Raw genomic sequence first — 13,968 nt, forward strand, 5'->3', positions numbered from 1 at the left:
GATCCGAGAGTTTCAGAACACCGCCCTCCGGATGCCGGGGGGCGGCCCGAAGCATTTCCGGGCGCGGTCGATCCCGCCGCGCCTGACGGAGATGCCCCTGCCAGGAGGTAGAGTGCGGTTCATGATCAGGTGATCGTTGAGCAGACTCTAGTTATTGTGACGCGATGAAAGCCCAGATTGACGGCCGGGCACAGGCCCCGGCCAGGCACCTGAACGGTGCCGGCCCTCGTCATTTCCTCGATCTGAAGGACTTTTCCGGAGCAGAGCTGCGCCGGGTCCTCGATGCCAGCGCCGCCATCAAGGGGCGCCGTCGGAAGGGCGAACTGGCCGCGGAGCGCCCCCTCACGGGCAAGACCCTGGCGATGGTGTTCGACCGGCCCTCGACCCGCACCCGCGTGTCCTTCGACGTCGCCATGCGCGAACTCGGCGGCGAGACCCTGATGCTCACCGGCTCGGAGATGCAGCTCGGGCGCGGCGAGACCATCGGCGACACCGCGCAGGTGCTGTCCCGCTTCGTCGACGCGATCATGATCCGCATCCTCGACCACGGTCAGATGCTGGAACTGGCCGAGTACGCCACCGTCCCGGTGATCAACGCCCTGACCAAGGTCTCGCATCCCTGCCAGATCATGGCCGACGTGCTGACCTTCGAGGAGCATTGCGGGCCGATCAAGGGCCGCAAAGTGGCCTGGTCCGGCGATGCCAACAATGTGCTGGCGAGCTGGGTCCATGCGGCCGCGCGGTTCGACTTCACGCTCAACATCGCGAGCCCGCCCGAGCTGGCCCCGCCCCCCGCGCTCCTCGCCTGGGCGCAGCAGGAGGGCGCCGACATCCACGTCACCACCGACGCCTTCGCGGCGGTGGAGGGCGTCGATGCCGTGGTCACCGATTGCTGGGTGTCGATGGGCGACGACGACGAGGCCCACCGGCACAACCTGCTCAGCCCCTATCAGGTCAACGCCAAGCTGATGGCGGCGGCGAATCCGGACGCGATCTTCATGCACTGTCTCCCGGCCCATCGCGGCGAGGAGGTGACGGCCGACGTGATGGACGGCCCGCGCTCCGTGGTGTTCGACGAGGCCGAGAATCGCCTGCACGCGCAGAAGGGCATCCTAGCCTGGTGCCTGGGCGCGAACGGGCTCTGATCCGGTCGATGTCACCGGCCTCGCGCTGGCGGGGTCGGTGCACCATATGGGCGTGAGCGGTCGGCCGGTGCCGTCCGCCTCCCCATCATGGCTGCCGTCAGGCGGCATCCCGGCGACGGACGGCGCGCGCAGCGCGGCGGCTCCGACTCCGGGCCGGTCGGGGTGAGGGATCCGATCGCTCCGCCAAGGTCATCGCCTCACGCCGCCCGGTCCGCCGGGAGGACGGATCCACGCCTCGCCGGCACGACATGCCGGACGCATCGATCGGAGAGGGCATGACCTCAGGAACCCAGTCGCATTCCCCGTCTCATTCCCCGTCGCAGCCCGAGAATGCCGGCAACGGCCAGGCAGGGGCGGACGATGCCGTGCTGCCCTTCGCCGTCGAGGCGCTGGACGTGCGCGGACGCGTCGTGCGGCTCGGTCCCGCCGTGGATACGATCCTGCGCCGCCACGGCTATCCGGACCCGGTGGCACGCCTCCTCGGCGAGGCGGCGGCGCTGACGGTGCTGCTCGGCTCCTCCCTCAAGTTCGAGGGCCGGTTCCAGCTCCAGACCAAGACCGACGGTCCGGTCGCGATGATCGTGGTCGATTTCGAGGCCCCGGACCGGCTGCGCGCCACCGCGCGGTTCGACCCGGCACGCGTGGCCGCCCTCGGCACCGGCCCGCTCGCGGATTCCGACCTGATCGGCACCGGCCATCTGGCCATGACCATCGACCAGGGCACGGCCGCCAGCCGCTACCAGGGCGTCGTGGCCCTTGAGGGCCAGAGCCTGGAGGAGGCCGCGTATCAGTACTTCCGGCAGTCGGAACAGATCCCCACACAGGTGCGCCTCGCCGTGGCCGAGGCCGTGGAGGAGGGGGCCGGACGCTGGCGGGCCGGCGGGCTGCTCGTGCAGTTCCTGCCGCAGTCGGTGGACCGGGCGCGCCTCGCCGATCTGCCGCCGGGCGACATTCCCGAGGGGCACAGGCATCTCTCGGGCGAGGCACCGGAGGACGATGCCTGGGTCGAGGCCCGCTCGCTGGTCGCCACGATCGAGGATCACGAACTCGTCGATCCGCATGTCTCCAGCGAGCGGCTGCTCTACAGGCTGTTTCACCAGCGCGGGGTGCGGGTGTTCGACCGCCAGCCGGTCCGGGAGACCTGCCGCTGCTCGCGCGAGCGCGTGATGGGCATGATCCGCTCGTTCTCCCCGCAGGAGCGCCACGACATGGTGGCGGATGACGGACGCATCGTCATCACCTGCGAGTTCTGCTCCCGGCGCTACGATCTCGATCCCCAGGAGGTCGAGGCGGAGGTTGCCGGACAGCCGACCCAGTAGAGCGCCGATCGGCGCAAGCACGGATCCACAGACCCGTGCTTATGGCCAAGCTTTTCCGCGCGAAACGCACGAAGTTCGGTATTCGTTGCGTGAATTTTTGGATCCTCCAGTCTGAACCGTTTCGCGACCTTCGACGTTGCGTGGCAGATTCAAGATTGGAGGTTTCGCCATGCGGAAGATGTCGATTGGTTTGGCTGCGCTGCTGATCAGCACCTCGGCCTATGCCCAGCAGGGTGGCGCCGAGATGGGCGGACGTGGCGGTCAGGGAGCTGCCGAGTCCAGCATGAAGGCCGGCGGCGGCGAGCGCGGCGGGATGCAGGGTGGCGCTCAAGGTGGCGCGCAGGGCGACATGAAGGCCGGCCGCCAGGCGGGCTCCGAGCGCGGGGCCGCCGAGACGGGCCGGTCCGCGCAGGGCCGTGAGGCCGGCGGCGAGGGTCGCATGGCCCAGGACAAGGATCGGGCCGGTGCCGAGCGTGGCGGTGGGGATGGCGACCGCGCCGAGCGGAATGAGCGCGGCGATCGCACCGGCGACCGCGCCGAGCGCGGCGACCGGCACGGTGATCGGCATGGCGACCGTCATGGTGAGCGGCGTGGCGACCGTGCTGATTTCCGCGGTCGGACGGATGTGAGCCGTACCGATATCCGGTCCGAGCGCTTCGAAGGCGGCTTCCGCCGTGAGGGGCGCTACGTGTTCATCGGTGGCCGCCGCGTCGTGTACGGCTCCCCCGAGTATCGGCGCCTGATCGTCACCGAGAACCGTGGCCCGCGCGTCCGCTATGTCGTCATTCGCGGCCAGCGCGTCCTCTACGGTTCGCCCGAGTACCGTCGTCTCGTCAGCATCCGCGAGACCGGACCCCGCGCGCGCTACGTCGTCGTCCGCGGCCAGCGCGTCCTCTACGGTTCGCCCGAGTACCGTCGCCTCGTCTCGGTCCAGGAGGATCGCTTCGTGACGATCCGCGGTCAGCGGGTGCGCTACGGCTCCGCGGAATATCGCCGTCTCAGCGGCGGCGGCGCGGTCAGCGCGAGCTTCCGCTCCGAGCAGCGGGCCGGCGCGCGCTTCGACAACCGCGGCGGCCGGGACGGCATCCGCGACGTCTCGCGGACCGAGGGTCGCAACGACACCCGGACGGACCGCAACGACCGCGGCCAGGATCGCGGCATGGATCGGGCCGCCGGTCGGGACGGCAAGATGGACGGCAAGACGGGCGGCAAGACGGACGGCATGCGCAACAGCGACATGCGCGGCGGCCAGCAGGACGGCATCCGCAACGCGTCGGATCGCGGCGGCCAGGCGGGTGGCATGAAGTCCGGCGCCGAAGGCGGCCGGATGGGCGGCGCCGAGCGTGGCGGCATGAACGGCGGCAAGGCCGGCATGGACGGCGCGCAGGGTGCGGGCCGGTCGGGCGGTCAGGCGGGTGCCGGCCGCAACTGACGCGACGATCAGGGGGAGGAGCCGTGGCGCTCCTCCCCCCTTCTGTCTCGGTCGACGGCCCCGCGCCTCGTCTCAGGACGCGGAGCGAGGCCGGTCGGTGAACATCCGCCGTCCGGCCTCGCGGAGCCCGGACGTGCGGGATGGCCTCGGCGACAATGTTCGACGGCGTCGCGGCTGTTGCGAGGGGCTGCCTCGCCCCCGGCCCTCCGGTCGAACGGTCTCACGCCTTCAGGACGGGCTCCGCGATGTCGCCGCCACCGCCGCGGGCCCTGAGATATTCGGGCTGGAACAGGCACATCCGCACGGCGTCGCGGTAGCGCCCGTTCACGAAGAACTCGTCCTTGAGCACGCCCTCGGGATGGAAGCCGCAGCGCTCGTAGATCCGCACGGCCCGGGCATTGTCCCGGTCGACGTGCAGGTAGAGCTTGTGGATGTTGAGCACGCTGAAGGCGTAATCCATGGCGATCCGGGTTGCCTGCCACGCGTAGCCGCGCCCCTGGAAGCTCGGATGGATCGCGATCTGGAACTCGCAGCGCCGGTGCAGGTGGTTGATCTCGACCAGCTCGATCAGTCCGGCCGGTTCTCCGCTCGGATCGGCGACGATGAAACGGCGCTCGGTCTGATTGTGGATGTTGCGCTCGTAGAGCTGCTGGAGTTCGGCGAAGGACTCGTAGGCCTCCTCGAACCAGTAGCGCATGATGCTGTCGTTGTTGTTGAGCTGGTGGACGAAACGCAGGTCCTCCCGCTCCAGCGGTCGCAGCTTGATGGTGATTCCGCTCATCGCGTTCATGACGCACACGCCTCGATCAGGTTGCGCAGGAACCGCTCACCCTGGCCGAGGGCGTCGAGGGTGATGAACTCGTCGGGCTGGTGCGCCTGGGCGATGTCGCCGGGGCCGCAGACCACCGTCGGGAGGCCCGCCGCCTGGAACCGTCCGGCCTCGGTGGCGTAGGGGACGGCGACGGTATGGTTGCGTCCGGCGAGACGCAGGCAGAGCCGCTCGGCCTCCGAGCCCGGCTCGGGGGCCAAGCCCGGGATGTCCACCTCCTCAAGGGTCTCGATCCGCCCATACGCGCCGTAGCGGTTCAGGCGCTCGCGGGTGACCCGCTCGACCTCCTGGGCGAAGAGGCGCGGAATCTCGGCCGGGTCGAGATCCGGGAGGCCGCGATACTCCCAGAGGAAGCGGCACTCCTTGGCCAGGATGTTCCGGGCGGTCCCGCCTTGGATCGTCCCCACATGGACTGTGGTCGAGGCCGGGTCGAACCGCCCGGACGGGTCGCCGCGCTCGATCATCAGATCGGCGATCCGGTTGAGGCCGGCCACGAGATCGCAGGCGGCCGAGACGGCGTTCGCCCCGAGGGCGGGACGGGCCGAATGGGCCTCATGGCCGTGAACCGTGGTGAGGCAGGTGACGATGCTCTTGTGGGCGTCCGCCACCTCCATGCCGGTGGGCTCGCCGACGATCACCGCGGCGGGCCGCGGCAGGTCGGCGCCGAACCGCGCGATCCCGTCCATGGATCCGAGACAGGTCGTCTCCTCATCGTAGGAGAGCAGGATGTGGATCGGCCGCTTCAGGCCGGCGGCGAGCATGTCGGGCACCAGGGCCAGGGCCAGCGCGTCGAAACCCTTCATGTCGACCGCGCCCCGCCCGTAGGCCCGGCCGTCGGCAAGGCGCAGCGTGAACGGGTCGCTGGTCCAGGCCTGCCCCGTCACCGGCACCACGTCGGTATGTCCGGACAGGACGACGCCGCCATCGACCATCGGCCCGATCGTGGCGAGGACGGCCGCCTTGTCGCCCCCAGGGTTCGGCAGATGCAGATACGGGACGTTCCAGCCGCCCAGATAATCGCAGACGGCCTCGATCAGCGGGAGGTTGGACTTGTCGCTCTCCGTGTCGAAGGACACGAGGCGGGCGAGCATGTCGAGCGGGCTGAGCCGCTCGCCGGTCGCGGACATGGATTCCTCCGGGGCGAGGCCCCGGGCCGGGACCTCAGTGCAGGCTGCGGCGGACGTGCGGGCTGTCGAGGGAGAAGGCGGGGATCTCGGCCTCGAAGCTCTCGCCGGCCACCGTCGCCATGGTGTAGCTGCCGGCCATCAACCCGTCGGGCGTGTTGAGGGGACAGCCGCTGGTGTAGCAGAAGGACTCGCCCGGCTCCAGCACGGGCTGCTTCCCGACCACGCCGGTGCCGCGCACCTCCTGGCAGGCGCCGTGGCCGTCGATGATGCGCCAATGCCGCGAGCGCAGCTGAACCTGCTCGCTGCCGTTGTTCACGATCTCGACCGTGTAGGCGAAGAAGTAACGGCTCTCATTCGGCGAGGATTCCTCCTCGACGAAGCGAGATTGCACGGTCACACTAATTCCCCGTGTCTCGGCCTTGTACATCGCCCTATTTGGCCCTTCTTCGGACTGTGCGATTCGCAGAAGCCGAAAGGAACGCGCTTCCTGGCCGGTCGTAGTAGGCGGCGGAATCGCCGTCAATTGCGGCGGACTACCTCGCGTCGTCCCGATCCCGGCCCCGGGCCGGGCGCCGCGACCGGCCGGGTCGCGGCGCCGACATGACGCGGCCCTCGGAAGCGGTTAAGCCCGCGTTAGCGGGTCCCGGCCGACAACGCTCGCCGACGCGGACCTGCCGGGCGCGCGAAGGAGTCATGGGCGCGATGAACGCGGGCGCAGCCACGGGAGCCGCCGATTCGGGCGCGGATGGCCGGTCCGGCATTCTGCCGGCCCAGGCGATCGCCGCCCTGGCCAGGGCGGGCGGGATCCGCGCTGCGACGCCCTTCGCGCCCGACCAGATCCAGCCCGCGAGCCTCGACCTGCGCCTGGGCGCCAAGGCCTACCGGGTGCGGACGAGCTTCCTGCCGGGCTCCGGCCGGACGGTCCAGGCCTGCGTCGACCGGCTGTCGCTGCACGCCGTCGACCTGCGACCGGGTGCCGTCCTGGAGACGGGCTGCGTCTACATCGCCGAGTTGCAGGAGAGCCTCGCCTTGCCGGGCGATCTCGCGGCGGCGGCCAACCCCAAAAGTTCGACCGGGCGCATCGACGTCTTCACCCGGGTCATCACCGACCGGGGCGAGGCCTTCGATCAGGTGGAGCCCGGCTATGACGGGCCGCTCTACGCGGAGATCTCGCCGCGCACCTTCCCGGTCCTCGTGCGGACCGGCTCGCGCCTGTCGCAGATCCGCTTCCGCCGCGGGGCGCCACGGCTGACCGAGGCCGAGCTCGGCCTGCTCCATGCCCGCTCGGCGCTGGTCGACGTGGGCAGTCCGTCCCTTCAGGGCGGTGTGGCGGTCTCGGTGGACCTCTCCGGCTTCGACGGCCTCGTCGGCTATCGGGCGAAGCGCCATACCGGCCTCGTGGACGTGGACGCCCCCGGCCGTCATCGCGCCGCGGATTTCTGGGAGCCCCTGGCGGCCGACGGATCGGGCAGCCTGATCCTCGATCCCGGGCAATTCTACATCCTGGCCTCCAAGGAAGCGGTCCAGGTCCCGCCGGACCACGCCGCCGAGATGGTGCCGTTCGATCCGCTGGTGGGCGAGTTCCGGGTCCACTACGCCGGCTTCTTCGATCCGGGCTTCGGCTATGCCGGAGCCGGCGGGGAGGGGGCGCGGGCCGTCCTGGAAGTCCGCTCCCGCGACGTGCCGTTCCTGCTGGAGGACGGGCAGATCGTCGGCCGCCTCGTCTACGAGCGCATGCTCGACCTCCCGGAGACGCTCTACGGGGCGGGGGCGGGGTCGAACTACCAGGCCCAGGGCCTCAAGCTCTCGAAGCACTTCGCGTTGTAATCCGGCCCGGAGCCGTCGACGGGAGCATCGTTCGCATGGACGCGGTGGACCGGAAGATCCTGGACCTCCTCCAGCAGGACGCGACCCTCCCGGTGGCCGAACTCGCCGAGCAGGTCGGGATCAGCGCAGCCCCCTGCTGGCGCCGGGTGAAGAAGCTGGAGGCCTCCGGCGTGATCCGGCGCCGGGTCGCCCTGGTGGATCGCCGCAAGGTCAACGTCCCCACCACGGTGTTCGTGGCCGTGAAGGCGCCCCGTCACGCCGCCGACTGGTCCGACGCGTTCCGGCGGGTCGTCGCCGGCTTCCCGGAGATCGTCGAGGCGTGGCGCCTGACCGGCGAGATCGACTACCTTTTGCGGATCGTGGTGCCGGACATCGAGGCCTACGACGCGGTCTACCAGCGCCTCATCGCCAAGCTCGACTTCTCGAACCTGTCCTCCTCCATCGCCATGGAGGAGATGAAGTACACGACCGCGGTCCCGACGATCTACGTGACGTGACGCGGTCGCTCCGCGGCGCGACTCAGCCCGCCGCGACCGCGTAGGTCCGGTGGATCGACGAATCCTGCGCCCGGTGGTCGTAGCCGTAGACGTGGATCGAGACGGCCGCGTCCGGCCCGTCATTGGCGATCCGGTGCAGGTTCGGTCCCGACGGCATCATGCAGGCGACGAAGCCGGGCTCGCGGACGACGTCCTGCGTCGCCACCGCGTGGGTCTCGCTGATCGGGCGGTACCACGTTTCCCGCAGCCGGCCGCGCAGCAGGCCGAAACAGCACGAGCAGTGATGGTCGTGGACCGGCGTCACCGCGCCCGGCGCCCACACCATCGCCCAGATGCTGATCGCCTCGGTGCCGAACAGCAGATTGCGGCTCAGGCCCGGACCGCGGCCGACCAGCCGCGACGGGTCGAGGAGATCCGGCTGGGTCAGGATGCGGACCAGCGTGGCCCGGGCCGCGGCCAGATAGGCCTCCGGCGAGCGGCCCGCGGAACGGGCGAGGCTCGCCATCATCGCCTCGACATCGGTCGGGATGGTCGTCTGCGGCATCGGCGGGTCTCCTTCGGCGCCCTTCACGCGGCGCCCTTCACGAGGCTGCGCGAAGCGTACCGCAGGCCCGACGGCGCGGGGTTGCGTTCTTGACCGCGATGTCGCCCGAGCGAGCAATGGGATTGCGCTAATCGGCGATCGGACGAAATCCCGTTGCGCGCCCTCCGCTATCCCGGCGAAGCCGATGCCGTCGTGACGGAACCGGGCGTGCCGTCGGCGAACGTCCGGCCGTCCCGACGCCATAGCTCTCCGGGGATCGGTTCCTGCCGGGAAAGGGCGGCGGATGAGCCCGCGATGCCGCCGGCGAGAACCACCGAGGGTGTCAGCCGGCCGCGGCCTCGTCGAGCAGCCACGCCACGGCGCCCGTGCTGGTCACACGGCCGGCGGGCAGGCTCTCGCCCGCGGCGAGCCGGGCGAGGGGCGCCCGCTTGCCGGCGCCGGTGACCAGAAACAGCACGTGCCGCGAGGAGGCGAGCGCCGGCAGCGTCAGGCTGATCCGCGGGACGAACGGCTCCAGGCCGGCCTCGGGCACGGGGACGACGAGCCGCCGGGCCTCGTCGGCGGCAGGCGTGCCGGGAAACAGCGAGGCGGTGTGCCCGTCCTCGCCGAGGCCGAGCAGAACGAGATCGAACAGCGGCCGTGCCGGATCGAGGCGCTCGGCGCCGTAGAAGTCGAGAAGCGTCCGCTCATAGGCGCGGGCGCCCGCGTCCGGGCCTGCGTCGGACGGGATGAAGTGGAGGTGCGTCGGCGGGATCGGGGCACCGTGCCCGAACGCCTCTCGGACCATCCGGACATTGCTGCGCGGGTCGTCCCACGGCACCGCGCGATCATCCCCGAAGAACCAGTGGATTCGCGCCCAGGGCAGCCGGGTCGCGTAGTCCGGCCCCGAGAGCAGGCCGTACAGCACCTTGGGCGTCGAACCGCCCGAGAGGCAGATCGCGATCCGCTCGGACCGGCTCTCGCCGCAGGCCTCGATGAGCCGCTCGGCCGCCGCGCGGGCGACCGCCTCCGGATCCTTCAGGATGTGGCTTCCGGCGGGAAGGCTCATGGGTGACGGCCCTGCGGCTTCGGGGGTCGGACGGGTCGGTCTGCGGGCGGCCCGAGGCGGCCGGCTCAGCCCTTCGGCTCCTGGTGGCCGCCGAAGCCCTTGCGCATCGCCGAGAGCAGCTTGTCGGCGTAGCTCGCGTGCTCCCGGGAGCGGAAGCGGCGGTAGAGGGCGGCGGAGAGCACCGTCGCCGGGACGCCTTCCTCGACGGCGGCGTTGATGGTCCAGCGGCCCTCGCCCGAATCCTCCACGTAGCCGGAGAAGTCGGTGAGCTGCTCGTCGCCCGCCAGCGCCTGGGCGGTCAGGTCGAGGAGCCACGACGAGACGACGCTGCCGCGCCGCCAGACCTCGGCGATGTCGCCCATGTTCAGGTCGAAGCGGCGCTCGGCCGGCAGCTCCTGGGCATTGGCGTGGCGGAGGATGTCGAACCCCTCGGCATAGGCCTGCATCAGCCCGTACTCGATGCCGTTATGGACCATCTTGACGAAGTGGCCGGCACCGGTCGGCCCGGCATGGATGTAGCCCTGCTCGGCACGCGAGTCGCGCCCCTCGCGGTTCGGCGTCTTGGGGATGTCACCGACGCCCGGCGCCAGGGTCTTGAAGATCGGGTCGAGGCGGTCGACGGTCTCCGTGTCGCCGCCGATCATCATGCAGTAGCCGCGCTCCAGGCCCCAGACGCCGCCCGAGGTGCCGACATCCACGTAGTGCAGGCCCTTCTCCTTCAGAGCGAGCCCACGGCGGACATCGTCACCGTAGAAGGAATTGCCGCCGTCGATGACGCAGTCGCCCGCCTGCATCAGGCCCGACAGCGTCTGGACCGCCTGCTCGGTGATCGCGCCGGCCGGCAACATCACCCAGGCCGCGCGCGGCACCTCCAGCTTGGAGACCAGATCCTCCAGGCTCGATGCGCCGACCGCGCCGGCCTCCACCAGCGCCGCGACGGCCTCCGGGTTCTGGTCGAACACCACGGCCGTGTGTCCGTCGCGCAGGAGACGCCGGACGATGTTGCCGCCCATCCGGCCGAGGCCGATCATGCCGAGTTGCATTGCCGTCATCTCCTCGGGGGTTTTCCTCCCCCGTGCGGGGAGGGGTCAGGGGTGGGGGTGGTGCAGACGGGACCGCTGAGCCTCATCGGGAATCGCCCCCACCTCCGGCGCCTACGCCACGGCGGCCTTGAGGGCCGCCGCGATGCGCTTCAGCCCGGCCTCGAGGTCGCCCTTGATGTGGACCCGCAGCGCCCGCCGGCCCCGCTCGGCCAGCACGGCGAAATCACCCCGCGCCTGCGCGGCCACGACGGTGGCGAAGCCGAGGGAGCGGCCCGGGATCGGCAGGTCCTGCGACGGATCCGCGGTGATCTGCAGGAACACGCCGGTATCCGGGCCGCCCTTGTAGGCCTGACCGGTGGAGTGCAGGAACCGGGGCCCGAACTCCAGGCAGGTCGCCACCTTGCGGGTGTCGCGTACGGCGATCCGTGCCTCCTGGAGGATATCGGCGGTCTCGGCGTTGCGCGGCACGTAGGCGAGCAGCCCGAGGTAATCGCCGTCCTTCAGCCGGGCGATCTGCGCCTTGAGCGCAGGCTCCAGGCCGTCGGTCGCCTGCTTCAAACCGTCCGCGTTCTGCGGGTCGGCGTAGAGGGCGATCGCATCATCCGAGAAGAGCGGCGTCTCCGCGGGGAGGGCGCCGCTCGCCTCGGCCTCGGCGAACAGCTTCTTGGTCTCGACCTTGCTGGCCTCGACGTCGGGCTGGTCGAACGGGTTGATGCCGATCACCGCGCCGGCCACGGCGGTGGCCATCTCCAGCCGGTAGAATTCCTGCGGCAGCTGCTCGACCGAATCGAGGGTGATGCGGGCGATCGGGTGGCCGTCCCGCTCCAGGGCCCGCAGGGCCTCGTCCTGCGCCGCCTCGGCGTTGCCGTCGAGGCGGAGATAGATGAAGAACCGGTCGTGCCCGTAGACCGCCGGAACGCCCACCGGCTCGCCGTCCACGGGAACCAAGCCCTTGCCCTGCTTGCCGGTCGATTCCGCGATCAGCTGCTCGGCCCAGGCGCCGAAGCTCGCGATCGCCGGGGAGGCGACGATCGTCACCTTGTCGCGGCCGGCCAGCGCCGCCGCGCCCATGGCGGTCCCGAGCAGCACGCCCGGGTTCTGGGCCGGGGGCACCGCCGGGCCGCAGGAACGGACCATGATTCGGGCCGTCTCCAGAAGCGCCTTGACGTCGAGGCCCATGGCGGCCGCCGGCACGAGGCCGAAGGCCGAGAGCACCGAGTAGCGCCCGCCGATCTGCTTCACGCCGTAGAAGATGCGCTTGAACCCGTCCGCCTTCGCGGCGCGCTCCATGTCGGAGCCGGGGTCGGTGACGGCCACGAAGTGGCCGCCGGCCCGGTCGCCGAGCACGTCCTTGGCGCGGGCCAGGAAGTAGTCGCGGAAGACGTTGGGCTCCAGCGTCGAGCCGGATTTCGACGCGACGATGAACAGCGTCTTCGCCAGATCGATGCTCGCCTCCAGGGCGCGCACCTGATCCGGGTGGGTCGAGTCGAGGATCTGAAGCTTCGGGAAGCCTTCGCGCTGGCCGTAGGTCAGGCTCAGAACCTCCGGGCCGAGGCTCGATCCGCCCATGCCCAGCACGACGACGTCGGTGAAGCCTTCCGCCTTCACCCAGTCCGAGAAAGCCGCGTAGTCGGCGGCCTTCTCCAGTTCCTCCTCGACGATGTGCAGCCAGCCGAGCCAGTTCGCCTCGTCATGGCCGGACCAGACCGAGGCATCGCCCGCCCAGAGCCGACGGATCGAGCCGCTCGCGCGCCAGGATTCGACGGTCTTCTTGGCCTCGGCCGCGAGGGTGTCGTCCATGACGAGGCTCTGGCCGTCCAGCCGATGCCCCAGGAGCGCGGTGCGCTTGCCCGCCACGGCGCCGAGCAGGTTGTCGGCGGCGTCGATGAAGAGCTGCACGCCCTCCTTCACCAGCTGCTCGGCGACGGCCTCGATGTCGATGCCGGACCGCGCGAGCTTGGCCATCACGGCCTCGGCGCCGGGCACGTCCTCCTCGATCGTCGCCCGCACCACGCCGTGGTCGCGGAACGCGTCCATGGTGGCGGGCGGCATGGTGTTGACGGTGTTCGGCCCGATCAGCTCCTCGACGTAGAGGACGTCCGAATAGGCCTTGTTCTTCGTGCCGGTGGAGGCCCAGAGCAGGCGCTGCGCCTTGGCGCCCTTCTCGGCCAGGGCCGTCCACTTGGACTCCGCGAAGATCCGCTTGTAACGCTGGTAGGCGAGCTTGGCGTTGGCGATCGCCACCTTTCCCTTCAGCTGCTCCAGGGCGAATTTCTCGTCGGGATCGTTGGCCTCGGCGATCTTCTCGTCGAGGCGCTTGTCGACCAGGACGTCGATGCGGCTGATGAAGAAGCTCGCCACGCTGGCGACCTTCGAGACGTCGTGGCCGGCCTTCGCGCGCGCGTCCAGCCCGTCGATGAAGGCGCGGGCTACGGCCTCGTAGGCCTCCTGCGAGAACAGGAGGGTGACGTTGATCGAGATGCCCTCGCTGGTGAGCTGCCGGATCGCCGGGATACCCTCCGGTGTGGCCGGCACCTTCACCATCAGGTTGTCGCGGGCGACCGCCTTGTGCAAGCGCCGGGCTTCGGCCAGCGTCTCCTCGGTGTCGAGGGCGAGGTAGGGCGAGACCTCCAGGCTGACATAGCCGTCGGCCCCGTCGCTCGCCTCGTAGACCGGGCGGAGCACGTCGGCGGCCGCCTGGATGTCGGCGATGGCGAGACCCTCGTAGAGGTCGATGACGCGGCTGTCCCCTGTCACCTGAACGGCCTTCAGGCTGTCGTCGTACTCGTCCGAGTGCCCGATCGCCTTCTCGAAGATCGACGGGTTGGAGGTGACGCCGCGCAAGCCGTCGCGCTCGACGAGCTGCTTCAGTTCGCCTTTCTGGATGAAGCCGCGGGCCACGAAGTCGAGCCAGACCGCCTGATCCTGTTCGTCGTGCAGGGCCTTGAGCGCGTTCATGTCGGTTCCTCGTCTCGCGTGCCGCCACTTGCCGGGCGCTCTCCCTCCCCCCTCTGCAGGGGAGGGTGGCCCTCGCGTCTGCGAGGGTCGGGAGAGGGGGACCCGGGTTCAGGGAAGGACGCGGCCTTCATAAAGGACGGCACCGTCCTGTGCACCGTCGCTCCCCTCTCCCGACCCCCTTCGGGGTCTCCCTCCCCCC

The 13,968-nt window shown here is 70.4% G+C and carries 12 protein-coding genes; 5 read left to right on the forward strand and 7 right to left on the reverse strand.

From position 1 onward, the window contains the following. Positions 1 to 164 precede the first annotated feature (164 nt). The 3 genes from argF (at position 165) to GGQ91_RS25575 (ending at position 3,896) form a co-directional block, all read left to right on the forward strand. Positions 165 to 1,145, forward strand: a complete 981-nt coding sequence (gene argF, locus GGQ91_RS25565; protein ID WP_051045020.1) for an ornithine carbamoyltransferase — start codon at positions 165 to 167, stop codon at positions 1,143 to 1,145. A gap of 275 nt (positions 1,146 to 1,420) precedes the next feature. Further along, positions 1,421 to 2,464, forward strand: a complete 1,044-nt coding sequence (locus GGQ91_RS25570) for an Hsp33 family molecular chaperone (protein ID WP_043355216.1) — start codon at positions 1,421 to 1,423, stop codon at positions 2,462 to 2,464. Between the two features lie 169 nt (positions 2,465 to 2,633). Next, complete coding sequence (locus tag GGQ91_RS25575; RefSeq protein ID WP_182593138.1) at positions 2,634 to 3,896, forward strand: hypothetical protein; 1,263 nt, start codon at positions 2,634 to 2,636, stop codon at positions 3,894 to 3,896. A gap of 220 nt (positions 3,897 to 4,116) precedes the next feature. Here the strand turns inward: GGQ91_RS25575 and speG are convergent, their stop codons facing one another. From speG to apaG, 3 genes are read right to left on the reverse strand one after another with little or no spacing between them, the layout of a single operon-like run. Further along, positions 4,117 to 4,686, reverse strand: a complete 570-nt coding sequence (gene speG, locus GGQ91_RS25580) for a spermidine N1-acetyltransferase (RefSeq protein WP_078946951.1) — start codon at positions 4,684 to 4,686, stop codon at positions 4,117 to 4,119. After that, positions 4,683 to 5,852 carry an acetylornithine deacetylase gene (gene argE, locus GGQ91_RS25585; protein ID WP_043355210.1) on the reverse strand — a complete coding sequence of 390 codons (1,170 nt, stop codon included), beginning with the start codon at positions 5,850 to 5,852 and terminating at the stop codon, positions 4,683 to 4,685. Before argE ends, speG begins: the two co-directional genes overlap by 4 nt. Before the next feature lie 34 nt (positions 5,853 to 5,886). Next, on the reverse strand, positions 5,887 to 6,279 hold the full coding sequence (gene apaG, locus GGQ91_RS25590; protein ID WP_043355208.1) for a Co2+/Mg2+ efflux protein ApaG: 393 nt from the start codon (positions 6,277 to 6,279) through the stop codon (positions 5,887 to 5,889). A gap of 275 nt (positions 6,280 to 6,554) precedes the next feature. Here apaG and GGQ91_RS25595 point away from each other — a divergent pair, with 275 nt between their 5' ends. Both GGQ91_RS25595 and GGQ91_RS25600 read left to right on the forward strand, forming a co-directional pair. Then, on the forward strand, positions 6,555 to 7,679 hold the full coding sequence (locus GGQ91_RS25595; RefSeq protein ID WP_043355214.1) for a 2'-deoxycytidine 5'-triphosphate deaminase: 1,125 nt from the start codon (positions 6,555 to 6,557) through the stop codon (positions 7,677 to 7,679). Between the two features lie 35 nt (positions 7,680 to 7,714). Continuing rightward, positions 7,715 to 8,176, forward strand: a complete 462-nt coding sequence (locus GGQ91_RS25600) for an Lrp/AsnC family transcriptional regulator (RefSeq protein WP_043384177.1) — start codon at positions 7,715 to 7,717, stop codon at positions 8,174 to 8,176. Positions 8,177 to 8,198: 22 nt separating this feature from the next. Here GGQ91_RS25600 and GGQ91_RS25605 read toward each other — a convergent pair whose 3' ends face one another. The 4 genes from GGQ91_RS25605 to GGQ91_RS25620 all read right to left on the reverse strand — a co-directional run bounded on the left by GGQ91_RS25605 (position 8,199) and on the right by GGQ91_RS25620 (position 13,769). After that, the gene (locus tag GGQ91_RS25605; RefSeq protein ID WP_182593139.1) at positions 8,199 to 8,720 is read right to left on the reverse strand and encodes a cysteine dioxygenase; all 522 of its coding nucleotides are present in this window, start codon (positions 8,718 to 8,720) and stop codon (positions 8,199 to 8,201) included. Positions 8,721 to 9,042: 322 nt separating this feature from the next. Further along, the gene (gene pgl / locus GGQ91_RS25610) at positions 9,043 to 9,768 is read right to left on the reverse strand and encodes a 6-phosphogluconolactonase (RefSeq protein WP_182593140.1); all 726 of its coding nucleotides are present in this window, start codon (positions 9,766 to 9,768) and stop codon (positions 9,043 to 9,045) included. A 65-nt stretch (positions 9,769 to 9,833) separates the two neighbouring features. Further along, positions 9,834 to 10,811 carry a phosphogluconate dehydrogenase (NAD(+)-dependent, decarboxylating) gene (gene gnd, locus GGQ91_RS25615; RefSeq protein ID WP_182593141.1) on the reverse strand — a complete coding sequence of 326 codons (978 nt, stop codon included), beginning with the start codon at positions 10,809 to 10,811 and terminating at the stop codon, positions 9,834 to 9,836. A 111-nt stretch (positions 10,812 to 10,922) separates the two neighbouring features. Then, positions 10,923 to 13,769 carry a bifunctional transaldolase/phosoglucose isomerase gene (locus GGQ91_RS25620; protein WP_182593142.1) on the reverse strand — a complete coding sequence of 949 codons (2,847 nt, stop codon included), beginning with the start codon at positions 13,767 to 13,769 and terminating at the stop codon, positions 10,923 to 10,925. Positions 13,770 to 13,968 lie beyond the last annotated feature (199 nt).

The organism is Methylobacterium fujisawaense (assembly GCF_014138435.1).
GTDB lineage: Bacteria > Pseudomonadota > Alphaproteobacteria > Rhizobiales > Beijerinckiaceae > Methylobacterium > Methylobacterium fujisawaense.

Bases quoted from the DNA above. Each gene is read 5' to 3' on its own strand.
- argE (WP_043355210.1), bottom strand. From the start codon at position 5,852: ATGTCCGCGACCGGCGAGCGGCTCAGCCCGCTCGACATGCTCGCCCGC.
- GGQ91_RS25600 (WP_043384177.1), top strand. From the start codon at position 7,715: ATGGACGCGGTGGACCGGAAGATCCTGGACCTCCTCCAGCAGGACGCG.
- GGQ91_RS25595 (WP_043355214.1), top strand. From the start codon at position 6,555: ATGAACGCGGGCGCAGCCACGGGAGCCGCCGATTCGGGCGCGGATGGC.
- gnd (WP_182593141.1), bottom strand. From the start codon at position 10,811: ATGCAACTCGGCATGATCGGCCTCGGCCGGATGGGCGGCAACATCGTC.
- GGQ91_RS25605 (WP_182593139.1), bottom strand. From the start codon at position 8,720: ATGCCGCAGACGACCATCCCGACCGATGTCGAGGCGATGATGGCGAGC.
- apaG (WP_043355208.1), bottom strand. From the start codon at position 6,279: ATGTACAAGGCCGAGACACGGGGAATTAGTGTGACCGTGCAATCTCGC.
- argF (WP_051045020.1), top strand. From the start codon at position 165: ATGAAAGCCCAGATTGACGGCCGGGCACAGGCCCCGGCCAGGCACCTG.
- GGQ91_RS25575 (WP_182593138.1), top strand. From the start codon at position 2,634: ATGCGGAAGATGTCGATTGGTTTGGCTGCGCTGCTGATCAGCACCTCG.
- GGQ91_RS25570 (WP_043355216.1), top strand. From the start codon at position 1,421: ATGACCTCAGGAACCCAGTCGCATTCCCCGTCTCATTCCCCGTCGCAG.
- GGQ91_RS25620 (WP_182593142.1), bottom strand. From the start codon at position 13,769: ATGAACGCGCTCAAGGCCCTGCACGACGAACAGGATCAGGCGGTCTGG.
- speG (WP_078946951.1), bottom strand. From the start codon at position 4,686: ATGAACGCGATGAGCGGAATCACCATCAAGCTGCGACCGCTGGAGCGG.
- pgl (WP_182593140.1), bottom strand. From the start codon at position 9,768: ATGAGCCTTCCCGCCGGAAGCCACATCCTGAAGGATCCGGAGGCGGTC.